19 protein-coding genes are annotated in these 20,914 nt (G+C 66.9%); 4 read left to right on the top strand and 15 right to left on the bottom strand.

Annotation, left to right across the window (positions count from 1 at the left end; translation table 11 throughout):
- Positions 1-8: 8 nt before the first annotated feature.
- Entirely contained in the window at positions 9-1,526 is a 1,518-nt protein-coding gene (locus BLQ70_RS19420; RefSeq protein ID WP_162260146.1) for a globin-coupled sensor protein, read from the bottom strand.
- Positions 1,527-1,721: 195 nt separating this feature from the next.
- Positions 1,722-2,345 carry an LbetaH domain-containing protein gene (locus tag BLQ70_RS19415; RefSeq protein ID WP_091860110.1) on the bottom strand — a complete coding sequence of 208 codons (624 nt, stop codon included), beginning with the start codon at positions 2,343-2,345 and terminating at the stop codon, positions 1,722-1,724.
- On the opposite strand from BLQ70_RS19415, the gene phnN reads away from it, so the two are divergent.
- The gene (gene phnN, locus BLQ70_RS19410; protein WP_091860107.1) at positions 2,344-2,943 is read left to right on the top strand and encodes a phosphonate metabolism protein/1,5-bisphosphokinase (PRPP-forming) PhnN; all 600 of its coding nucleotides are present in this window, start codon (positions 2,344-2,346) and stop codon (positions 2,941-2,943) included. The two genes, BLQ70_RS19415 and phnN, sit on opposite strands and share 2 nt — an antisense overlap.
- Here the strand turns inward: phnN and BLQ70_RS19405 are convergent.
- The 8 genes from BLQ70_RS19405 to phnG are packed head-to-tail and all read right to left on the bottom strand — an operon-like array spanning position 2,940 to position 9,383.
- On the bottom strand, positions 2,940-3,635 hold the full coding sequence (locus BLQ70_RS19405) for a DUF1045 domain-containing protein (protein WP_244512098.1): 696 nt from the start codon (positions 3,633-3,635) through the stop codon (positions 2,940-2,942). The two genes, phnN and BLQ70_RS19405, sit on opposite strands and share 4 nt — an antisense overlap.
- Positions 3,632-4,771 (bottom strand): alpha-D-ribose 1-methylphosphonate 5-triphosphate diphosphatase, encoded by a 1,140-nt coding sequence (locus BLQ70_RS19400; RefSeq protein ID WP_091860101.1) that lies wholly within the window; start codon positions 4,769-4,771, stop codon positions 3,632-3,634. Before BLQ70_RS19400 ends, BLQ70_RS19405 begins: the two co-directional genes overlap by 4 nt.
- Before the next feature lie 2 nt (positions 4,772-4,773).
- On the bottom strand, positions 4,774-5,469 hold the full coding sequence (phnL, locus tag BLQ70_RS19395; RefSeq protein WP_091860098.1) for a phosphonate C-P lyase system protein PhnL: 696 nt from the start codon (positions 5,467-5,469) through the stop codon (positions 4,774-4,776).
- A gap of 45 nt (positions 5,470-5,514) precedes the next feature.
- The gene (phnK, locus tag BLQ70_RS19390; RefSeq protein WP_091860096.1) at positions 5,515-6,321 is read right to left on the bottom strand and encodes a phosphonate C-P lyase system protein PhnK; all 807 of its coding nucleotides are present in this window, start codon (positions 6,319-6,321) and stop codon (positions 5,515-5,517) included.
- Positions 6,318-7,241: an alpha-D-ribose 1-methylphosphonate 5-phosphate C-P-lyase PhnJ gene (locus tag BLQ70_RS19385; protein ID WP_280140829.1), complete on the bottom strand. Its 924-nt coding sequence runs from the start codon at positions 7,239-7,241 to the stop codon at positions 6,318-6,320. Before BLQ70_RS19385 ends, phnK begins: the two co-directional genes overlap by 4 nt.
- Positions 7,238-8,350 carry a carbon-phosphorus lyase complex subunit gene (locus tag BLQ70_RS19380; protein ID WP_091860093.1) on the bottom strand — a complete coding sequence of 371 codons (1,113 nt, stop codon included), beginning with the start codon at positions 8,348-8,350 and terminating at the stop codon, positions 7,238-7,240. The genes BLQ70_RS19385 and BLQ70_RS19380 overlap by 4 nt, the downstream gene beginning before the upstream one ends.
- Positions 8,350-8,952 carry a phosphonate C-P lyase system protein PhnH gene (phnH, locus tag BLQ70_RS19375; protein WP_091860090.1) on the bottom strand — a complete coding sequence of 201 codons (603 nt, stop codon included), beginning with the start codon at positions 8,950-8,952 and terminating at the stop codon, positions 8,350-8,352. The genes BLQ70_RS19380 and phnH overlap by 1 nt, the downstream gene beginning before the upstream one ends.
- Positions 8,952-9,383, bottom strand: a complete 432-nt coding sequence (gene phnG, locus BLQ70_RS19370) for a phosphonate C-P lyase system protein PhnG (RefSeq protein WP_091860087.1) — start codon at positions 9,381-9,383, stop codon at positions 8,952-8,954. The genes phnH and phnG overlap by 1 nt, the downstream gene beginning before the upstream one ends.
- 88 nt (positions 9,384-9,471) lie before the next feature.
- On the opposite strand from phnG, the gene phnF reads away from it, so the two are divergent.
- The gene (gene phnF / locus BLQ70_RS19365; RefSeq protein WP_091860084.1) at positions 9,472-10,215 is read left to right on the top strand and encodes a phosphonate metabolism transcriptional regulator PhnF; all 744 of its coding nucleotides are present in this window, start codon (positions 9,472-9,474) and stop codon (positions 10,213-10,215) included.
- Positions 10,216-10,327: 112 nt separating this feature from the next.
- Here phnF and phnE (BLQ70_RS19360) read toward each other — a convergent pair whose 3' ends face one another.
- The 4 genes from phnE (BLQ70_RS19360) to phnC form a co-directional block, all read right to left on the bottom strand.
- Positions 10,328-11,182 carry a phosphonate ABC transporter, permease protein PhnE gene (phnE, locus tag BLQ70_RS19360; protein ID WP_091860080.1) on the bottom strand — a complete coding sequence of 285 codons (855 nt, stop codon included), beginning with the start codon at positions 11,180-11,182 and terminating at the stop codon, positions 10,328-10,330.
- Positions 11,179-12,060, bottom strand: a complete 882-nt coding sequence (gene phnE, locus BLQ70_RS19355) for a phosphonate ABC transporter, permease protein PhnE (RefSeq protein ID WP_061971358.1) — start codon at positions 12,058-12,060, stop codon at positions 11,179-11,181. Before phnE (BLQ70_RS19355) ends, phnE (BLQ70_RS19360) begins: the two co-directional genes overlap by 4 nt.
- Before the next feature lie 158 nt (positions 12,061-12,218).
- On the bottom strand, positions 12,219-13,133 hold the full coding sequence (gene phnD, locus BLQ70_RS19350) for a phosphonate ABC transporter substrate-binding protein (protein ID WP_091860077.1): 915 nt from the start codon (positions 13,131-13,133) through the stop codon (positions 12,219-12,221).
- Between the two features lie 77 nt (positions 13,134-13,210).
- Positions 13,211-14,029, bottom strand: coding sequence for a phosphonate ABC transporter ATP-binding protein (gene phnC / locus BLQ70_RS19345; RefSeq protein ID WP_061971361.1), 819 nt, complete (start codon positions 14,027-14,029; stop codon positions 13,211-13,213).
- 424 nt (positions 14,030-14,453) lie between these two features.
- Here phnC and BLQ70_RS19340 point away from each other — a divergent pair, with 424 nt between their 5' ends.
- A complete protein-coding gene (locus BLQ70_RS19340; RefSeq protein ID WP_170843473.1) occupies positions 14,454-15,533 on the top strand; it encodes an efflux RND transporter periplasmic adaptor subunit in 1,080 nt (359 codons plus the stop codon).
- A 125-nt stretch (positions 15,534-15,658) separates the two neighbouring features.
- Positions 15,659-18,745, top strand: coding sequence for an efflux RND transporter permease subunit (locus BLQ70_RS19335; protein WP_091860072.1), 3,087 nt, complete (start codon positions 15,659-15,661; stop codon positions 18,743-18,745).
- A gap of 51 nt (positions 18,746-18,796) precedes the next feature.
- Here BLQ70_RS19335 and pbpC read toward each other — a convergent pair whose 3' ends face one another.
- A complete protein-coding gene (gene pbpC, locus BLQ70_RS19330; protein WP_244512097.1) occupies positions 18,797-20,890 on the bottom strand; it encodes a penicillin-binding protein 1C in 2,094 nt (697 codons plus the stop codon).
- Between the last annotated feature and the right edge of the window lie 24 nt (positions 20,891-20,914).

Raw genomic sequence — 20,914 nt, 5'->3', positions numbered from 1 at the left:
CCGGGAGCCTAGGCTGCGCGTCGCCTCACCGCGCCGACGCCGCTAACCGCGCTGCCCTGCTCGGTGCGGAAGGCCGCGACCAGCCGGTTGAGCTGGTCGATCTGGTCGAGCAGGACCCGTGCCGAAGCAGCGCTCTCCTCGGCCAGCGCGGCGTTCTGCTGGGTGATCTCGTCCATGTGGCTGACGGTCTGGCTCATCTCGTCGATGCCGTTGGCCTGCTCGCCGGATGCCGAGGCGATCTCCTCGACCGTGCTGGAGACCTTGGCAGAGGCTGCGACGATGCGGTCGAGCGTCTCGCCGGCCTGGCGGACAAGCTTGACGCCCTCGGCCACTTCCGCGTCCGAGGATGAGATCAGCCCGGTGATGTCCTTGGCGGCGCCGGCCGAGCGCTGGGCCAGGGCCCGGACTTCGGCTGCGACCACGGCGAAACCCCGTCCGGCATCGCCGGCGCGGGCCGCCTCGACGGCGGCATTCAGGGCGAGCAGGTTGGTCTGGAAGGCAATGCCGTCGATCACGTCGGTGATCTCCGAGATGCGCTTCGAAGCGCCCTCGATCCGCGCCATCGCCTCGACCGCGTCGCGGACGATGTCGCCGCCGGTGCGCGCGACATTGGCGGCTTCGTCCGCCAGCGAAACGGATTCGCGCGAAGCCTGGGTCGAAGTCTTGACGGAAGCCGCGAGCTGCTCGGTCGTCGCCGCGCTCTCCTCCAGAGCCGAGGCCTGCTGCTCGGTGCGCATCGACAGGTCCTGTGCGCCGGCGCTGATCTCCTGCGAGGAGGAGGAGATCGCGGCCGAGGTCGCCTTGATCGTACCGACCATCTCCTGCAGGCGCGCCATGGCGCCGTTGAAATGGTCGCGGATCTCGGAATATTCGGCCGGGATCTCGGCGCTCATGCGATAGGTCAGATCGCCATCGGCGAGCGCCGCCATGCTCTGGCTGACGCAGGCGATGGCCTGGTCGCGCTCGGCCGCCTTGGCCTGTTCGATGGCGCGGGCCTCGGCCTCGGCCTTCAGGCGGGCTTCCTCCGAGGCTTCCAGATAGACGGTGATCGCATAATCCATGTCGAGCATGGCCGCCTTGACGATGGCGCCGATCTCGGCCGAGCGTTCGGTGACGCCGGGCATGCGCCTGCCCAGTGCGTTCTTCGGCCAGCGCGCCTCCAGCACGCCTGCGAGCAGCTTTTCGAGAATCAGCGCGTAGCCGCCGATATACCAGCGCGGCTCCAGGCCGATGCGGGCATGGATCTTCCCGACCTGGGTGACGGCGCCGATATAGTGCTCGTCGAAGGTGCCGGTCGCGATGCCGCTCCAGTGCTTGCCCTGGCGTTGCTTGGCGCTTTCGATGTGCTGTTCGTTGCTGAAGAAAGCCTTGGTCTCGGGAAAGGCGCGCAATTGCGCATAAAAGGCGTCGAGAGCGCCCGGAATCGACGTGTCCAGAGCGTCGCCGACGTCGCGAATGCGCGCCTGTGCGTCCGGGCCGAGCTGCATGAAGGCGAGCCGCTTGCCGAGATGATCCATTGCCGACATCAGGAGGTCCCCAGCCTCAGGCGGAAACCGCTTCCGCCGGAGCCCGACCATGGGCCATCAGGGTTAACAACCTATGAGGGCATGTCTTGATCTGGGTCAATTTCCACAAGGCCGAGCCGTATTATCCCGGCCTGGAGTTGAAGCTGGCGCGTTGAGAATTCGAAAATCCAGCAATAACAACCGGATAAATGCCGCTCAGCCCGCTTCGTGACGCTCCAGGAAGTCCTCCACCGAGAGATTGCGGAAATCGTCGAGGGCGGCACGCAGCCGGGTGTGTTCCCAGTCCCACCAGGCGAGGTTCTGCAATCTATCCGCGACATCCTCAGTGAAGCGTCGCCGCACCGGCCGGGCCGGATTGCCGGCGACGATGGTGTAGGGCGCGACGTCCTTGGTGACGACGGCCCCGCCCGCGACTACCGCGCCGGTGCCGATCGAGCGGCCGGCGAGCACGATCGCGCCATGGCCGATCCAGACATCGTGGCCGATCGTTACGGCATGCGACCGGCGCCAGTCGAAGAAGGCTTCGTCATCCGCGGCATCGTCGAAATAGGCGGCGGCGCGATAGGTGAAATGCGACTGGCTGGCGCGATGCATCGGATGATTGCCGGGATTGATCCGGGTCATTGCCGCGATCGAGCAGAATTTGCCGATTGTCGTGTAAATGACATTCGCGTCGTTCACGACATAGGAGTAGTCCCCCATCGTCGACTCGGCGAAGATGGTGCGCGCGCCGATGGCGGTGTAGCGGCCGAGTGTCGCCTGCCTCACCTGGGCGGTCGGGTCGATCAGCGGTTCGAGTCCCAGCTTTTTCGCGGCCATGTCCTCATCCTCTCCTTATATCGCGATCCCCGCCGTGCAGACGGGCGTGCTCGTTCTCGTGGTCGGTCCCTCCGGGGCTGGGAAGGACACGCTGATGGATGCGGCGCGGGCGGGCCTCGCCGGCGATCCCAACTATCGCTTCGCGCGGCGCTTGATCACCCGGCCGGCCATGGCCGGGGCCGAGGATCACGATTCTTGCGACGAAGCTGGGTTCCGCACGATCGAGGCCAATGGTGGCCTCGCGCTGAGCTGGCAGGCTCATGGTTTGAGCTACGGCATTCCGGCGCTGGAATTGTCGGGCATCGGCGCGGGTGCCGTGGTTATCGTCAATGTCTCGCGGCGCGCCATCGCGGCGGCGGAGCGATTGGCTGAGCGCGTCGTGGTGCTCAACATCACCGCGCCGGTCGCGGTGCTGGCGCAGCGCCTGGCGGCGCGCGGGCGCGAGAGCGAGGCCGATATCGCCGCCCGCCTGAAGCGCGAGGCGCCCCTGACGGCGGAACGCGCCGAGATCGTCACGATCCTGAACGATCGCAGCGTCGTCGAGGCTGCGGAGGAACTGCTGGCTGTCCTGCGCGCACTCGGCCGGCACGACGCCTAGCCGAACGAATAGGAATCGAGCAGGCGGAAGCGGCCAGTGCGGTCGTCCTGCCTGAACAGCGCGAAGCGATCGATCCTGACCGGGCCGGCCGGAAGCGCTGCAGCATAGGCGGTTTCAAGCGCCTGCTTCACCGGCGTTGCTTGGTCGCCCGGCAAGGAACCGGTCAGCGTCATGTGGAAGCGGAAGGCGTCGCCGACATAGGGGTAGCCATAGGCTTCGAGATAGGCGTGCTGAGCGGGGGTGAGTGGGCTCCTGAGGCGCCGCGCCTTGTCCGTTTCGGAAAGCGGCGCGCGGAAAAGCTCGAAGGCCTGCACGGTCGAGAAGGCGAAGCGCTGCAGGGCTTCGCTCGGCTCGGACGGCGTCAGCGCCACGAAGGAGCCGAGCGCCGTGACGCTGAGCCCCGCCAGCTCCACGGCATCGAGCCCCGCGGCATGATTGCGGGCGAAGGCGCGCAACTGCTCCTCGCTGCGGCCATCGGCAAGCTCGAAGGGCGCTTTCAGCGTGGCGTGGAAACCGTAGCGCCGCGGCTCCTCGGTGAAGGCCGGCCATAGCGCCGGATCGCATCCGGGCGGAACGGCGAAGGGCAGGTCCTCCCCGGTCAGCGCATCATAGCCGAGCGTCGCGCTGCCGAAGCGCCAGAGGGCGCTGTCGGCTGCGGGGGCGTAATAGACGGCGTAGCGCGGCTTGCTCAAAATGCGCGCTCGCCCTGCGACCAGACCGCAGCCAGCACCGGCGTCGCGCCGAGCACCTTGAAGCGCACGAGATCGGCCCGCAGCCCGGTCTTGAGATGGCCGCGATCACTGAGGCCGAGGATATCGGCGACCTTCCAGGTCACCATGCCCATCGCTTCGGGCAGCGCGATGCCATGGTCGGCATTCAGCTTGACCACCGCCTGCAGCAGGCTCGCCGGCACGTAATCCGAGGAAAGACCGTCGAGCAGGCCCTTCTCGGCGAGCTCTGAGACCGAGACGCCGCCGGAATGCGAGCCGCCGCGCACGACATTCGGCGCGCCGGCGACCGTGGCGAGGCCGGCCTGCTTGGCAGCGGCGGCGGCCTCGACCGTGGTCGGGAATTCCGAGATCACGGCACCCGAGGCGACGCCTTCCTCGACATGCTCGGGAATCGTGTCGTCATGGGTCGCGAGCGGAATGCCGCGCGCGCGGAAGATGTCGACCACGGCCTGCCAGTTCTTCGCCACGTTGGCGGCGCCTTCGCGCTGGCGCACCGCGACATCCTCTTCGAACTCCGCGACCGTCTTGCCGTTGCCGACGGCATAGGTTTTGAGGTGCTGGAGATCGCGCCATTGGCGTTGGCCGGGCGTGTGGTCCATCAGCGAGACGAGCTGGACCAGTTCGTCGTCCTGATAGGGCGCGATGTCGTCGAGCAGCTGCGGGCTCGTCAGCTCGCAGCGCATATGGATGCGATGGTCGATGCGGAAGACGTTCTCGCGCTTGCCATAGGCCAGCGACTTCATCACGTCGGCGAAGATGTCCTTGCGGTAGTCCTTGGCCGAGAAGGGTGTGCCGGCGCAGACCGCGTCATAGACCGTGGTGACGCCGGCGGCGGCCATCTGGGCGTCATGGACCAGCGCGGCCGCGAGTCCGTTGGGCCAGAAGACCTTGGGACGTGGCATGAAATGCTTTTCCATGTTGTCGGTGTGCATCTCGACGAGGCCGGGCGCGACATAGTCGCCGCCGACATCGATGGCGCCGGGCAGGGAGGATTGGCCCTGGTTGACGGCGGTGATGCCGGTCTGGTTGAAGGCGATCGTGCCGGTGACGACCTCGTTCTCGAGAATGAGTTTGGCGTTGGTGAGAACGGTCTGCATCGTCAGGCCTTCCGGAAAGCGGTGATATCGAGATAGCGCGTCGCGACGCGTTCGCGAACCGCCTCATCATGGAAAATCCCGACGATGGCGGAGCCGGCGGCGCGCGCCTCGGCGATGAGTTCGACGACGACGTCGCGATTGGCGGCGTCGAGCGAGGCGGTCGGCTCGTCGATCAGCATGATCGCCGAGGGGTCGACGAAGGAGCGGGCGATGTTGACGCGCTGCTGCTCGCCGCCGGAGAAGGTGGCGGGCGCGAGGTTCCACAGCCGCTCCGGCAGGTTGAGCCGGGCGAGCATACCCTTGGCGCGCTCGGTCGCGGTTTCCGGCGTGGCGCCGCGCGCCAGCAACGGGTCGCGCACGATGTCGAGGGTCGAGACGCGCGGAATGACGCGCAGGAACTGCGAGACGAAGCCGAGCGTGCGGCGGCGGATGTCGAGCACGGTGCGCGGCACAGCGGCGACGATGTCGACGGGCCGGCCGGCATGGGTGATGCGGATCGCGCCTGAAGTCGGCCTGTAATTGCCATAGAGGATGCGCAGCAGACTCGACTTGCCGGCGCCGGACGCGCCGGCGAGCACCAGCGCCTCGCCGGCCTCGACATGGAAATTGACGTTGTCGAAAACGGGCAGCCGCGCTCCGCCCTGGTTGTGCAGGGTGAAGGTCTTGGCGACGTTCTCGACCTGAATCATCGTGGTCATGGTGTCAGTGCCTTGTGCCGGCGAGGTGACGAGGGTGTGACGAGGTCACACGCTCAGCACCGCCGAGGTGAGAAGCTGCGTATAGGCGTGGTGGGGATCATCGAGCACCTGGTCGGTCAGGCCCTGCTCGACGACGCGGCCATCCTTCATGACCATCAGCCGGTCGGTCAGGAGACGCGCGACGGCGAGGTCGTGGGTGACGATGATCGCGGCGAGCCCAAGGTCGCGCACCAGCACGCGCAAGAGGTCGAGCAGGCGGGCCTGCACGGACACGTCGAGGCCGCCGGTCGGCTCGTCCATGAAGACGAGGCGCGGTTCCGAGACCAGTACGCGGGCGATCTGCAGGCGCTGCTGCATGCCGCCGGAGAACTGGCGCGGCCGGTCGTCGATACGGGTGCCGGCGATCTCGACGCGCTGCAGCCAGTCGAGCGCGCGCTCGCGGATCTGGCCGTAATGCCGGTCGCCGCGATCCATCAGCCGCTCGCCGACATTGCCGCCAGCGGTGACATCCATGCGCAACCCGTCGCGCGGGTTCTGGTGGACGATGCCCCAGGCTGTGCGCATCAGGCGGCGGCGCTCCTGCTCGGAGACCGAGTAGATGTCGAGCGGTGCGGGCCCGCCCCGGAACAGCACCTCGCCCTCGTCGGGCTTGTCGATGCCGGCGAGGCAGCGCAGCAGGGTCGATTTGCCCGAGCCGGATTCGCCGACGATGCCGAGCACTTCGCCCGGCCAGAGATCGAAGGAGACATCGGCGCAGCCGATGCGCTCGCCATAGAAGCGGCTGACGCCCTCGACGGAGAGCAGGGGGGCGGGTTCGAGCGCGAACTCGGCCGCTGCGACATGCAGGGTCATGGGGTGGTCTCCTCGACCAGGCCGCTTGCGGCCGCGTCGCCCAGCATGGTGCCGCGATGGCCTTCCGCCCGGCGGGTCTCGCAATAATGGCTGTCGGAGCAGACGAACATGCGCCCGCCCTGGTCGTCGATCACGACCTCGTCGAGATAGCTATCGCCCGCGCCGCAGAGCCCGCAGGGCTGTGTCCAGCTCTGGATGCGGAAGGGATGATCCTCAAAATCGAGGCTGCGCACGCTGGTATAGGGCGGCAGCGCGTAGATGCGCTTCTCGCGGCCGGCCCCGAAGAGTTGGAGAGCGGGCGACATGTGCATCTTCGGATTGTCGAATTTCGGAATGGGCGAGGGTGCCATCACATAGCGGCCGTTGACCATGACCGGGTAGTCATAGGTCTTGGTGATCTCGCCATAGCGGGCGATATCCTCGTAGAGCTTGACCTGCATCAGCCCGTATTCGGCCCAGGCGTGCATCTTGCGGGTCTCGGCCTCGCGCGGCTCCAGACGGCGCAGCGGCTCGGGCGTCGGCACCTGATAAACTATGACCTGGCCGGGTTTCAGCGGCGCCTCCGGGATGCGGTGGCGGGTCTGGATGATCGTCGCGTCATCCGTCGCCTCGCAGGTGCGGGCGTCGGCGGTGCGCTCGAAGAACCTGCGGATCGAGACGGCATTGGTGGTGTCGTCGGCGCCCTGGTCGATCACTTTCAAAGTGTCAGCCGGGCCGATGATCGCTGCCGTGATCTGGATGCCGCCGGTGCCCCAGCCGCGAGCCAAGGGCATCTCGCGCGAGCCGAAGGGCACCTGATAGCCGGGCACAGCGACGGCCTTGAGCAGGGCGCGGCGGATCATTCGCTTGGTCTGCTCGTCGAGATAGGCGTAATTGTAAGCCGGCTTCGTATTATCTGCCGGCATCTGATGGATGGTCATTCCGCAGCCTCCGGCATGGCGTTCTGCTCTTGAGCAAGCCGTTCCTCGCGCTCCTTGCGGATGCGGCGGATCAGTTCGAGCTCGCCCTGGAAATCGACATAGTGCGGCAGCTTGAGATGCTCGACGAAGCCGGCCGCCTCGACATTGTCGGCGTGGTAGAGGACGAATTCGTCCTGCTGCGCCGGGTAGTTGGTGGCTTCGCCGAAATCGCGCGCTTTCAAGGCGCGATCGACCAGCGACATCGACATCGCCTTGCGCTCGCTATGGCCGAAGACGAGGCCGTAGCCGCGGGTGAATTGCGGCGGGACCTCTTTGGAGCCCTGGAACTGGTTGACCATCTGGCATTCGGTCAGGGTGATGTCGCCGAGATCGACCGCGAAGCCGAGCTCCTCCGGCACGAATTCGACCGCGACCTCGCCGACGCGGACCTCGCCGACGAACGGATGCGTGCCGCCGAAGCCACGCTGCACGGAATAGCCGAGGCCGAGCAGGAAGCCCTCGTCGCCGCGCGCCATGGATTGCAGGCGCACATCGCGATCCGCCGGAAAGGAGACGGGATCGCGCGTCAGGTCGAAGGGGCGGGGGTCTCCTTCCGGCGGCTCTTCGGCTTCCATCAGGCCTTCGGCGCCGAGGATGTCAGGCACGCGCGGCATGGTGGCATCGAGCGGGGCGGGCGCCTTCCGGGGGGCGGCCTCGCTGCCTTCGTCCATCAGGGCGAAGTCGAAGAGACGGTGCGTGTAGTCGTAGGTCGGGCCGAGTACCTGCCCGCCGGGCAGGTCCTTGTAGGTCGCCGAGACGCGGCGGCGGATCGCCATCGCAGCCGTATCGAGCGGCTCGGAGGAGCCGAAGCGCGGCAGCGTCGTGCGATAGGCGCGCATCAGGAAGGCGGCCTCGATCACGTCGCCCTGCGACTGCTTCAGCGCGAGCGCGGCGAGGTCCTGGTCGTAGAGCGAGCCCTCGTTCATCACGCGGGCGCAGGCTAAAGCCTGCTGCTCGCGGATCTGGGCAACCAAGATTTCAGGCACGGCCGGATCGCCGCGGCGCGCTTCGGCAACGAGATCATGCGTGGCGAGGATGGCGGCTTCGCCGCCTTTGACGGCAACGTACATCAGCGAACCTCCTCGATTTGCGTCGAGCGCGGCAGGCCGATCAAGCCCTCGCCATGCGCAAGCAGGACATCGACGCCGAGCGGATAGATGGCGTTGTTCTCGTGCAGCTCATCGATGAAGCGGGCGCGCAGGCCCTGCGACGTGATAGTGCGGGTGCCGGGGATCCCCGGGCCGGAGAAGGTGATAGCGGGGCCGCCTTCCAGGCCGGCGACCTGCACGATCACGGTGGTCGAGCGATCCGGGAATTGATCCGTGCCGAGATTGAAGGCTGAGAGCCTGGGCTCATCGGCTGCGCCGTCGATGACCGCGAAGGCGGCCTCGGCCGGGTCGTCGACGAGCGCGGCGGCGCAATGGAAGCGCAGCCAGGCGCCGGCCGGGCCATTGCGCAGGGCTTCGGGCAGCCAGACCGGCGTCTCGTAATCGGCGAGCGTCAGCAGGGCGGTGGCCGTCGCGGTCGCCAGGCCTTCCGGCGGTGCGATCTCGCCGGCAACTTGCTGTAATGTTCCGGGTTCGGAGAGGGCGGCGAGCAGGGCGCGGAAGGCGGCCTGCGACTGGAAGACCGGATCGGAGAAGCCGGGAGCGATCATGGTTTCGGTCGGCATCACGAGCCCCTGACCAGCGTGAAGAAATCGACCTTGGTCGCCGCCGCCTTTCTCGAGGCGAGGTCGCGCGCGGCCGCCTGCTGGGTGGCGAGGGCGGCGATGCCCTGATGCAGGCCGCTGCCTTCGGCCTCGTCCTGGAGGCGGGCGTCGAGCAGGGCGGCGAGTCGTGCTTTGCGGCTGTCGCGGCCGAGCGCATAGGAGAAGCCCATCCGCCCGTTGGACAGGCGCACGACGCAGCGCGTCACGGTGGCCTCGCCGAGATTGAAGCGGCGGCCGGCGCCGCCGGCGCGGCCCTCGACCATCACGGTGCCAGTCTCCGGCGCCTTCAACAGGTCGTGGTCCGGCGGATCGCCGAGCAGGGTTTCGATCTCGCCGCGGGAGGCGCGCGCCAGCGTCGCCATCCAGCTTTGCCTCGGGGTTTTCTGCGTCATCGGCGCGGGCTCGCTGGTCAGTTCCGAATGTCTAGACTATGCTAGGGGAGTTGATGATAAAGGTCTATACTTTTCGGATGAAACTTTGATGACGGATGTGGCACTGGCGGAGCGCGACGGGGGCACGGCCTGGCGGCGCATCGCCGACGAACTGGCGGATGCGATTGGGCGCGGCGAGTACAAGCTCGGCGACACGCTGCCGGCCTCGGTCACGCTGGCGGAGCGCTATGGCGTGCATCGCCATACGGTGCGGCAGGCTTTCCGCCATCTCGCCGATCAGGGGCTGGTGACCGTCTCCCGCGGACGCGGCACGCAGGTGACGGCACCGCGCCTGCCCTATCCGATCGGGCGGCGCGTCAGCATGCGCAGCAATATGGGCAAGCTCGGCATCACCGGTACGAGCCGCATGCTCTCGGCCGAGGTGGTCGTCGGCGAGGCGGCTGCCTGCACGGCGCTCAAGCTCAAGACCGGGACGCCGCTCTGGTGCGTGCAGGGTGTCAGCATGGCGGATGGCGTGCCGATGGGGACGGGCATGCATTGGCTCTCGGTTGAGCGCTTCCCGGATTTCGATAGGGCCTATCGCGATGCGGCGGGCTCGATCACGGCGGCCTTCAAGATTTACGGCATCACGGATTATGTGCGCCTGTCGACGCGATTGACGGCACGGCTGGCCGATGAGCGCGAGGCGGAACTGTTGGAGATCGCCCCCGAGGCTGCCGTGATGATCTCGACGGCGGTCGATGCGCTGCCGGACCTGACGCCGATCCATCTGGTCTCCAGCGTCTTCGCCGCCGAGCGCATGGAGATGGTGATCGAGCCGTTCGGGGATTGAGGGGCACCGTCATGCTCGGGCTTGACCCGAGCATCTCAGGATGGAAAGGCGCCCCCTTCTGCACGAGATTCTCGGGTTTTCGCTTCGCCTGAGAATGACGGCTGCCCCGCCTTCAGCTTGCCCGCTTGCCGATGATCGCGAAGCGCAGCTTCCCGGACAGGAAGTCGATGGCGGAGACCGCGGCGAGGACCAGCAGGATCAGGAAGGAGACTTGCTGCCATTCCAGCGTGCGGATCGTCTCGGCGAGATAGAGGCCGATGCCGCCGGCGCCGACGATGCCGATGATGGTCGAGGAGCGGGTGTTCGACTCGATGTAGTAGAGCACCTGGCTCGCGATCACCGGCAGCACCTGCGGCAAGAGGCCGAAGCGGATTTCGTGGGCCTTGCCGCCTCCGACCGAGGCGACGCCGTCGACCGCCCGGCGGTCGGCCGCCTCGATCGCTTCGGAATAGAGCTTGCCGAAGGCGCCGAGATCGCTGGTCATGATCGCGAGCATGCCGGCGAAGGGGCCGAGGCCCACGACATTCACCCAGATCAGCGCCCAGATCAGGGCATCGACGCCGCGCACCGTGTCGAGCGAGCGGCGGGCCAGGAAATGCACGATCCGGTTGGCGACGACGTTGCGCGCGGCGATGAAGCCGAGCGGCAGCGCCAGCATGGCGGCAAGCACGGTGCCAAGGAAGGCGATGGCGATGGTCTCGAACAGCGCCTTCACGAAGATGATCGCGCGGGCGAACGAGCCGGGATCGGGCGGCAGCATCAGCACGACGAAGGTGCCGAGATTGCCCAGGCCTCCGATGAGCTTCCAGAGCGAAGTCTCAAGCGTGGTCAGCCCGTAGAGGAAGAGGCCGGCGAGGGCGGCGATGGTGCCGATCGTTGCGAGCTTGGTCTTGAGCGAGCCGCGGATCGCGGCTTCATGGCGGCGCAGGATGTCGGCGCGCTCGGCCGTCGAGAGGGCGAGGCTCATCGGCCGTGCTCCAGGCTGAGGAGGGCGTGGCGCAGCCGCTCGGTGCCGTAGTCGATCAGCATCACCGCGACGATGATCAGCAGCAGGATGGCGCTGACATCTGTGAAGTAGAACTTGCGGATGGCTTCGATCAGGTCCTGGCCGATGCCGCCGGCGCCGACGAAACCCATGATCGAGGCGCCGCGGACATTGATCTCGAAGCGCAGCAGCGCATAGCTCGCGAAATTGGAGAGCACCTGCGGCACCACGGCGAAACGGACGACCTGCCACCAGCTGCCGCCCGCGGCGGTGATGCCGTCGACCGGTTTCAGGTCGATGTTCTCGACCACTTCGGAGAAGAGCTTGCCGAGCGCACCCATGGTGTGGATGGCGATGGCGAGCACGCCGGGCAGCGGGCCGAGGCCGAAGGCGATGACGAAGATCAGCGCGAAGACGATCTCCGGAACGGTGCGGCAGAACTCGAGATAGCGCCGCACGGCGAAGCGCAGCCAGGTGGCGCGGCCGAGATTGGCGGCGGCGGCGAAGCAGAACAGGAAGGCGCCGGCGACACCGAGGATCGTGCCGACATAGGCGATGAGCACGGTCTGCCAGAGCAGCTTCAGCCAGCCCTTGAGGCCCCAATACCACTCGGAGAGGTCGGCACTCAGACTGTTCAACCGAAGTGTCGGCAGCGTCTCGTAGATGTATTTCGGAAAGCGGCCGATATTCTCGAAGAACCTGGCGAGATCGACCTCGGCGCCGCGCGCCGAGAGCAGCACGCAGGCGATGAAGACGGCGATGCCGATCAGGGCCTGCCGGCGCTTGGCCGAGGCGGCCTGCCGATAGGCCTCGGCATGGGCCCGGATAGCCGGGTCGTTGCGGTCGATCGCGAGGGTCATGAAATCTTGCGTCCGTTGCCGGAGAGGGCGCTAGGCAGCGCCGCTGCCGTCATGCTCGCCCCTGTGGCGAGCATCCACGTCTTGAGCGCTGCGGAAGGCAGGGAAGACGTGGATGGTCGGGACACGCCCGACCATGACGGCGAGAGCAGGCGTGCTGCTTACGACGACTTCTTCTTGCGGAGGTCGTCGACGAACTTGTTCAGCTCGATGATCGGGTCATAGGCCTCGTTGCCGACGGCGACGAGCGGGCCCTGCTTGCCTTCATAGATCTTGTCGAAGGCAGCCTTGTCCTTGGTGGCGAGGTTCAGCACCGCGTCGCGGATCTTGGCCTTGAGCTCTTCCGGCAGGTCGGTGAGATAGGCCATCGGCGAGTTCACGATCTGCTCGGACTTGTAGATGATCCGGAAATCGTCGGCCTTGGCCATGTTCTTGCGGGCCATGCGCTGCAGGTTGGATTCCTGCTCGTCGTTCCACCAGTTGGCGGCGATGTCGACGGTGCCCTGCTGGAGCGCGATGATCGCGTTCTCGTGGCTGCCGGTATAGACGACCTTCGAGAAGAAGGTTTCCGGCTCGATCTTCATGCCGTTGAGCACGAAGCGCGGCACGTTGTTGCCGGAGGTCGAGTTCGGGTCGACGAGGCCGAGATTCTTGCCCTTGAGGTCCTCGACCTTCTGATAGGGCGAGTCCTTCTTCACGTAGAAGACCGAGTGGTAGCCCTTGGTGCCGTCGAGATTGGTCTCGATGGCGAAGGCGTCGGTCCTGGCGCCGGTCATGCGGGCGCGGGCGAAGGAGGCCGGGCCGTAGGAGGCGATGTGGATGTTGCCGGCGCGCTGACCTTCGATGATCGCGGCGTAGTCGTTGGCGATGCGCAAGGTGACCTTGGTGCCGAGCTCCTTGGCGAGATACTGCACGAAGGGGGTGTAGCGCTCGGTAACGCCGGAGGCGTTCTCGGAGGGGATGATCGCGAAGACGAGCTCGGGATACTTCGCCTTCCAGTCCTGTGCGAAAGCCGGGCTGGCGGCGAGCGCGAGGCCGGCGGCGGCGAGCTTGAGGGTATGACGACGGGTCAGCATCGATGTGCTCCTGCGTTGTAGGTGGGATGGTCTTCTCGCGGCGACGGCCTTCAGGCCGGTCCGGCGATCTCTGGAAATCAGGCGATCTTCTGGCGGACGCGCTTCGCCTCGGAGGCAGCGATGGCATCGAGCGCATCCAGCGCCTCGGCGCCGGCATCCTTGGCCTCGATGCCGTAGAGCTCGGCGGCGACCTCGCGGGTCAGCGCCTGCGGCACGTCGTCGAACACGACCTTGCCGGCGGACATGCCGATCAGGCGGTCACAGTATTTCGCGGCGATGTCGAGGTCGTGCAGGTTGCACATCACGGTGATACCGTCCTCGCGATTGATGCGGAACAGCGCGTCCATGACGACCTGAGTGTTGCGCGGGTCGAGCGAGGCGATCGGCTCGTCGGCCAGGATGATGCGCGGCTCCTGGACGAGCGCGCGGGCGATGGCGACGCGCTGCTGCTGGCCGCCCGAAAGCGTCTCGGCGCGCTGCGCCAGCAAATGACCCATATCGAGACGCTCGAGTGCCGCGATGGCGCGGATCTTGTCGTCCTCGGAGAAGCTCTTGACCAGCGTGAGCGCCGCGGAGCGGTGGTTCAGCCGGCCGAGCAGGACATTGGTCAGCACGTCCAGGCGGCCGACGAGGTTGAACTGCTGGAAGATCATCGCCGTGTCGCGGCGCCAGCGCCGCAGCGAGGCGCCCTTCAGGCCGGTGACGTCCTGCTCTTCGCAGACGATCTTGCCGGAGGTCGGCTCGGTCAGGCGGTTCAGCATGCGCAGCAGCGTCGACTTGCCGGCGCCGGAGGGGCCGATCACGCCGACCATCTCTCCCTTCGGGACGGTCAGGGTCACGGTGTCGACCGCGTTCCTGTCGCCAAAGCGCTTGGTCAGGCCTTCGATGCGCAGCATGGAAAGGTTCTCGGGCACGATACGGGCATGAGCGCATTCCCGTCCGGCCGGGGCCGGAGGGTCAGGCGTCTCGATTGCTGCGAGCCCTATCGGCTGCGAATGACAGGCACATGACGGCCTGGGAAGGCCCCGACAGGAGCATTTTGCCACCTCAGGAGCCGGTCAACGTTTCGTGAGGTCTCCAGAATGCGCTTGGACGATTCCCGGCTTACCGGCAGGATAGAAGCGGATGTCTGTGTGCGGCGGAGATGCCCGTGACGGTGGGCCTCTTATCGGCAAGCATCTTGCATTGATGCTGCGAGGCCGGATCGATACGGCATCGGCGCAAAAGCCTATGTTTTTGCGCCGCTGTGGCGCGCCGGCATCTTAGCAACGCCTTTCGTTCCATTTAAGACCAATGGGCGGCAACGGAGCCTCCAGCCTGATGAAGCGGTTCGTCCTTCTTGTTCTCGTCGCTGCCGTTGCGGGCGGTGGATACTATGCTTACCGCAACCAGCGCGCCGGCACGCAGCAGGCCCAGGCCAGTGCGGTCTCGGGGCCGCGTGCAGTGCCGGTCGAAGTGGCCAATATCGAGGTCATGACCGTCAGCGAGGAGGTCGAGGCGCTCGGTACGCTTGCCGCCGACGAATCCGTGGTGATCGCGCCCGAGATCGCCGGCCGCGTCATCGCGCTCGGCTTCAAGGAAGGGGAGCGCGTCAAGGCAGGCCAGGACCTCGTCAAGCTCGACACCGCGATCCTCGATGCCGAACTCAAGCAGGCGCAAGCCGATCTGAGTCTGGCCCGGGATACCCATGAGCGGCTGCGGGCGCTGGTGCAGCGCGGCTCGGGCACGCAGGTCGCGCTCGACGAAGCCGGCGCGAAGCTCGCCTCGAGCGAGGCACGCATCCAGCTCGCCAAGGCCAAGCTGGCGCAGTCGACCATCGTGGCGCCGTTCAGCGGCGTCGTCGGCCTGCGCTCGGTCGGCGTCGGCGATTACGTCTCCGTCGGCAAGCCCTTGATCACGCTGACCAGCATCGATCCGATCAAGATCGATTTCCGCGTGCCCGAGATCTATCTCAGCCGCCTGAAGGTGGGCCTGCCCGTGCAGATGGGCGTCGATGCGGTTCCGGACCGGAAATTCCAGGGGCAGATCTACGCGATCGACCCGGTGGTCGACGTCAACGGCCGGGCGATCCGCCTGCGCGCCAACATCCCGAATGCCGATCTCGCGCTGAAGCCCGGCCTCTTCGCCCGCCTCGCCATCACCGTCGACCAGCGTCAGAACGCGATCGTCGTGCCGGAGATGGCGGTCGTGCCGGATGCCGTCGGCAAGATCGTCTACGTCGTCGACAAGGGCAAGGCGAAGCGCGTCGCCGTCGAATTGGGCAAGCGCCTGCCGGGCAAGGTGGAGATCGTCAACGGGCTGACGCCCGGCATGCAGATCATCACCGCCGGCCAGATGCGGCTGCGCGACGGCGCCGCCATCGCGATCAAGGACAAGGTCGTCCAGACGAGCCAGCTCTAGAGCATTTCCGCGCTTCCCGCGAAATGCTCCACCTCTTTGTTTTGTCGCATATTCGTTGACGCGGACCTTCGTTTCTTCACGCAAACTGGCCTCCGCCTCACCCGGAAATGCTCTAGGACCGACGCATGAGCCTCTTCGAACTCTTCGTCCGCCGGCCCGTTCTCTCGACGGTGCTGAGCCTGTTGGTGATCCTGATCGGCATCGTGTCCTACGGCCGGCTGACGATCCGCGAATACCCGAATATCGACGAGCCTGTCGTCTCGGTCCGCACCGATTATCGCGGCGCCTCGGCGGAGATCATCGAGACGCAGGTCACGCAGATCCTGGAGAATTCGATCGCGGGTATCGAAGGCATCGAGATCATCTCCTCGACCAGCCGCCAGGAGCGCAGCTTCATCCAGGTGCGCTTCCGGCCGGATGTCGATCCAGACGTCGCGGCGTCCGACGTGCGCGACCGCGTCAGCCGCGTGCGCAGCCGCATCCCGGACGAGATCGACGAGCCGGTCATCGCCAAGGTCGAGGCCGATGCGCAGCCGATCCTTTACCTCTCGCTGACCAGCTCGCGGCACGGGCCGCTCGAACTCACCGATTTCGCCGACCGTTTCATCTCGGACCGCGTCCAGAACGTGACCGGTGTGGCGGAGGTGCGCATTCTCGGCCAGCGCCAATATGCGATGCGCATCTGGCTCGACCGCGCCCGCATGTCGGCCTACGACATCTCCGTCCAGCAGATCGAGGCGGCCGTCCGGGCGCAGAACATCGAGATTCCCTCGGGGCGGATCGAGAGCAGCGACCGCGAATTCACGGTGCTCTCGCAGACCAGCATGACCACGCCGGCGGAATTCCGCGAGATCGTGGTCAAGGATGCCAACGGTTTCTCCGTCAAGCTGAAGGATGTCGCCAAGGTCGAGCTGGGCGCGCGCGAGGAGCGCAACGCCGCCTGGTTCAAGGGCACGCCGTCGGTGACGATCGGTATCGTCAAGCAGGCGACGGCCAACCCGCTCGACGTCTCGGCCGGCATCGAGGAGGCGCTGCCGGGCATCATCGAGGACCTGCCGCAGGGCATGTCGATCGGCAAGTCCTACGACACCTCGGTCTTCATCGACCGCTCGATCAAGGCGGTCTACCAGACGATCGTCGAGGCGATCGTGCTGGTGGTTCTGATCATCTTCATCTTCCTGCGCTCGGTCCGCGCGACCCTGATTCCGCTGGTGACGATCCCGGTCTCGCTGATCGGTTCCTTTGCGCTGATGTATGCGCTCGGCTTTACCGTGAACACGCTGACGCTGCTCTCGATGGTGCTTGCCATCGGCCTCGTCGTCGACGACGCCATCGTGGTGCTGGAGAATGTGCACCGCCATATCGAGGACGGCATGAAGCCGACCCCGGCGGCGATCCGCGGCATCAACGAGATCGCCTTCGCCGTGGTGGCGATGACGCTGACGCTGGTCGCGGTCTATGCGCCGATGGCCTTCTCGACAGGGCGCACCGGCAAGCTCTTCATCGAGTTCGCGCTGACGCTGGCCGGAGCGGTGCTGGTCTCCGGCTTCGTCGCGCTGACGCTGACGCCGATGATGTGCGCCAAGCTGCTGCGCCACCACGAGAACCACAACTGGCTCTACAACCTGCTGGAACGCGGCTTCGAGGGGCTGTCGCGCGGCTACAAGGCCTCGCTGCGCGCGGCCCTGTCGGTGCGCCCGCTCGTCGTGCTGCTGGCGATCGGCGTCGCCGGCGGCGGCTATTTCTTCTTCACCCATCTGCGCTCGGAACTGGCGCCGGTCGAGGATCGCGGCACGATCACCGCCGTCGGCGTGGCGCCGGAGGGCGCGACGCTGTCCTTCACCGCAGACTACGCCCGGCAGGTCGAGGATTACTTCAAGAACATCCAGGAGGTCGAAACCTACCTCGTCATCGTCGGCTTCCCCGACGTGACGCGTGCGATCGGCTTCGCCCGCCTCAAGCCCTGGGAGCAGCGCGAGCGCAAGCAGCAGGACCTCGTCGCCGAGATCAACAAGGGGCTGTCGCAGATCCCGGGCATCCGCCTGTTCGCCACCAATCCGGCCTCGCTCGGGCAGGGCAACGCCAACAGCAAGCCGGTCGAGTTCGTGCTGCGCTCGTCGGAGCCCTATACGCAGATCAAGTCCTATGTCGACCAGCTGATGGCCGAGGTCGGCGATTCGCCGGTTCTGACCAATCTCGATACCAACCTCATCCTCGACAAGCCGCAGATCAAGGTCACGATCGACCGGCAGCGCGCCGCCGATCTCGGTGTCGGCGTCGACATCATCGGGCGCACCATGGAGACGCTGCTGGGCGGCCGGCAGGTGACGCGCTTCAACATGAACAGCAAGCAGTACGATGTCGTGCTGCAGGTCGAGGGCGCCGAGCGCAACACGCCGCAGGCGTTGCAGTCGATCTACCTGCTGGGCCGCGGCGGCGCGGTGGTGCAGCTGTCGAGCCTGGTCAAGATCGAGGAGAACGTCGCGCCGAAGGAACTCGTCCGTTTCAACCAGCTGCGCTCGGCGACGGTCACCGCGATCCCGGCACCGGGATATTCGCTCGGCGATGCGCTCAAGGTGCTGGAGGACGGCGCGGCGCGCGTTCTGCCGTCCTCGGTGCAGGTCGACTATTCCGGCCAGAGCCGTGAATTCAAGCAGTCGGGCGCCAGCATCTTCATCGTCTTCCTGCTGGCGCTGGGCTTCATCTACCTGGTGCTGGCGGCACAGTTCGAGAGCTTTGTCGACCCGATCGTGATCATGGTCTCGGTGCCGCTCTCGCTCACCGGCGCGCTTGCGGCACTCTACTACACCGGCGGGACGATGAACGTGTACAGCCAGATCGGCCTGATCACGCTGGTCGGCCTGATCACCAAGCACGGCATCCTGATCCTGGAATTCACCAATCAGCTCCGGGAAGAGGGCAAGGAGATGATCGACGCCCTCGTCGAGGCGGCGGAACTGCGCCTGCGGCCGATCCTGATGACGACAGGCGCGATGGTGCTCGGCGCCGTGCCGCTGGCCATCGCCCATGGCGCCGGTGCGGAAAGCCGCTCGCAGATCGGCTGGGTCATCGTCGGCGGCATGACCTTCGGCACGTTGCTGACGCTCTTCGTGGTGCCGGTCGCCTATAGCTACCTCGCCCGCAAGGTGCATGGCTCGCGCCACGCCCCGCATGAGGAAGGGCATGGAGCGCATCCGGCGCCGGCGGAGTAAGGATTACCCGCTGTCATCCCGCGCGAGCCGTGCGGGATGACAGCGGGAGCGCTACTGCAGCCTCACCGAAACGCTCTCGCTTGCTCCCGTCGCATCGATCACCGAAATCCGCATGAAGCCCTTGCCCGGCGGCTGCCATTGCGTCTCGCGGCGGCGCTGCGGCTCGGTCACCGGCGTGCCGTCGACCAGCCAGGTGTAGGGCGGCGAGCCGCCGGCGGCCTTGAGGTTGAGCCGGCCATTGCCGTCGAGCGCGGCGGCGGAAAGATCGATGCGGGCGCCGTCCGGCGGGAAGGCGAGCTTCAGCGTCGGCGTCATCATCGCGGTCACGGTCTTGGGCACGTCCTGCCGGAGATGCCGGAGCGGCGGCGGCAGATGGCTCGTGCTGGCGACGATCGCGTCAGCCGGCTGCGGGAAGGGGCGCGGGTCGATGCCGAGCCGGGCGAAGGCGTCGAACAGGATCGGTGCCGCCACTGCCCGCCCGACGAGGCCGGGCACGGCGCCGTTATCGGCACGACCGACCCACACGCCGATCGTATGCTTGCGGTCGAAGCCGACGGCCCAGGCGTCGCGATAGCCATAGGAGGTGCCGGTCTTGTAGGCGATGCGGCCGGGCACGGCATTGAGCGGCGGCGGCGCCCCGAGCAAGGTATCGGCGACATACCAGGCGGCGACGGGTTCGACGAGGCGCGGGGCCGGGCCTGACGGCGTCGCCTGCTGCCGGAAACGCAGCGGCAGCATCTCACCGCCGCGGGCCAGCCCGACATAGGCGCGGGTCAGATCCTGAAGCGTTATGCCGACGCCGCCGAGGCCGACCGCAAGGCCGGGCGCGGCGCTATCCCTGGGCATGGCGATACTGATGCCGGCATCGCGCAGGCGCGATAGGAAGCGCTGGGGGCCGAGCGCCGAGAGCAGCTCGACCGCAGGCACGTTGAGCGAGAACTGCAGGGCCTTGCGGGCGCTGACCATGCCCTGGAAGGTCATGTCGAAATTCTCGGGGATATAGATGCCGTAGCGGGCCGGCCGGTCCTCCAGCATCGTCTCGGGATGGGCGATGCCGCTATCGAAGGCGAGCGCATAGATAAAGGGCTTCAGCGCCGAACCGGGCGAACGCAGCGCGCGCGTCAGGTCGAGCGAGCCGGCGCGCTCCGCCGCGAAATAATCGACGCCGCCGACCGAGGCGCGGATCTCGCCGGTCTCGTTGTCGACGGCGAGGATCGCAATCGACACCTGGGGGTTGAGGCCCAGGCTGCGCTCGCGGGCGAGCCCTTCGAGCGCCGTCTGCAAGCGTGCATCGAGCGAGAGCTTCTGGACGCGCTCAGCCAGCGCCTCCGCCACAGCTTGCTCGGCGATATGGGGGCTCAGATTCGGGAAGGGGCGCCGTGCCGTCGGGATCGGCTCGTTGCGCGCGGCGGCGACCTCGTCTGATGTGGCCAGGCCCGCCTGCTCGACCCGTTCCAGCACACGCTCGCGCGCCTTGCGGGCGGCCTCGACGAAGCGGTCCGGCCGGCGCGTCTCGGGCGATTGCGGGAGGGCGACGAGCAGGGCGGCCTCGGCGGTGGAGAGACGCTTCGGCTCTTTGCCGAACCAGGCGAAGCTCGCGGCGCGCACGCCTTCGAGATTGCCGCCGAAGGGGGCGAGCGTCAGGTAGAGATCGAGAATGCGGGCCTTGTCGAAGCGCCGTTCCAGTTCGATCGCGCGCACGGCCTGCCGGAGCTTGGCGGCGAGCGTGCGCTCCTTGCGCGGCTCGAGCAGGCGGGCGACCTGCATGGTCAGCGTCGAGCCGCCGGAGACGACGCGGCCATTCATCAGCATCTGGCCGGCAGCGCGGAGCATGCTCAACGGGTCGATGCCGTGATGGCTGTCGAAGCGCTTGTCCTCGAAGGCCTTGAGCATGGCGAGATAGCGCGGATCGACATCGTCGCCGGTGACAGGGAGTTTCCAGCGGCCGTCGGCGGTAAGGAAGGGACGCAGCAGCCTGCCCTCGCGATCGAGCACCACGGTCGAGCGATCGGCCGCGGCGGAAAGATCGAGCGGGGGGAGGGAGCGGGCGTAGAGGATGAGAGCTGCGGTTGCGGCGATGGCCGAGATCGCCAGAACGCTGGCCGCGATCTTAAGGTTGCGAAAACGGCCGGAGCGCGCCGTCATGCTCGGGCTTGACCCGAGCATCTC

Origin of the sequence: Allobosea robiniae, assembly GCF_900102525.1 — a bacterium.
GTDB lineage: Bacteria > Pseudomonadota > Alphaproteobacteria > Rhizobiales > Beijerinckiaceae > Allobosea > Allobosea robiniae.
Note: the sequence above shows the minus strand (reverse complement) of the source record. Positions and strands in the feature narration are given on the sequence as shown.

Bases quoted from the DNA above. Each gene is read 5' to 3' on its own strand.
- phnK (WP_091860096.1), bottom strand. From the start codon at position 6,321: ATGACCCTGCATGTCGCAGCGGCCGAGTTCGCGCTCGAACCCGCCCCC.
- phnL (WP_091860098.1), bottom strand. From the start codon at position 5,469: ATGACCACGATGATTCAGGTCGAGAACGTCGCCAAGACCTTCACCCTG.
- phnC (WP_061971361.1), bottom strand. From the start codon at position 14,029: ATGCTGCGCATCGAAGGCCTGACCAAGCGCTTTGGCGACAGGAACGCG.
- BLQ70_RS19420 (WP_162260146.1), bottom strand. From the start codon at position 1,526: ATGTCGGCAATGGATCATCTCGGCAAGCGGCTCGCCTTCATGCAGCTC.
- phnD (WP_091860077.1), bottom strand. From the start codon at position 13,133: ATGCTGACCCGTCGTCATACCCTCAAGCTCGCCGCCGCCGGCCTCGCG.
- BLQ70_RS19385 (WP_280140829.1), bottom strand. From the start codon at position 7,241: ATGACCATCCATCAGATGCCGGCAGATAATACGAAGCCGGCTTACAAT.
- BLQ70_RS19415 (WP_091860110.1), bottom strand. From the start codon at position 2,345: ATGGCCGCGAAAAAGCTGGGACTCGAACCGCTGATCGACCCGACCGCC.
- phnE (WP_091860080.1), bottom strand. From the start codon at position 11,182: ATGAGCCTCGCCCTCTCGACGGCCGAGCGCGCCGACATCCTGCGCCGC.
- phnF (WP_091860084.1), top strand. From the start codon at position 9,472: ATGACGGATGTGGCACTGGCGGAGCGCGACGGGGGCACGGCCTGGCGG.
- phnN (WP_091860107.1), top strand. From the start codon at position 2,344: ATGTCCTCATCCTCTCCTTATATCGCGATCCCCGCCGTGCAGACGGGC.
- phnH (WP_091860090.1), bottom strand. From the start codon at position 8,952: ATGCCGACCGAAACCATGATCGCTCCCGGCTTCTCCGATCCGGTCTTC.
- phnG (WP_091860087.1), bottom strand. From the start codon at position 9,383: ATGACGCAGAAAACCCCGAGGCAAAGCTGGATGGCGACGCTGGCGCGC.
- BLQ70_RS19400 (WP_091860101.1), bottom strand. From the start codon at position 4,771: ATGCAGACCGTTCTCACCAACGCCAAACTCATTCTCGAGAACGAGGTC.
- phnE (WP_061971358.1), bottom strand. From the start codon at position 12,060: ATGACCCTCGCGATCGACCGCAACGACCCGGCTATCCGGGCCCATGCC.
- pbpC (WP_244512097.1), bottom strand. From the start codon at position 20,890: ATGACGGCGCGCTCCGGCCGTTTTCGCAACCTTAAGATCGCGGCCAGC.
- BLQ70_RS19340 (WP_170843473.1), top strand. From the start codon at position 14,454: ATGAAGCGGTTCGTCCTTCTTGTTCTCGTCGCTGCCGTTGCGGGCGGT.
- BLQ70_RS19335 (WP_091860072.1), top strand. From the start codon at position 15,659: ATGAGCCTCTTCGAACTCTTCGTCCGCCGGCCCGTTCTCTCGACGGTG.
- BLQ70_RS19380 (WP_091860093.1), bottom strand. From the start codon at position 8,350: ATGTACGTTGCCGTCAAAGGCGGCGAAGCCGCCATCCTCGCCACGCAT.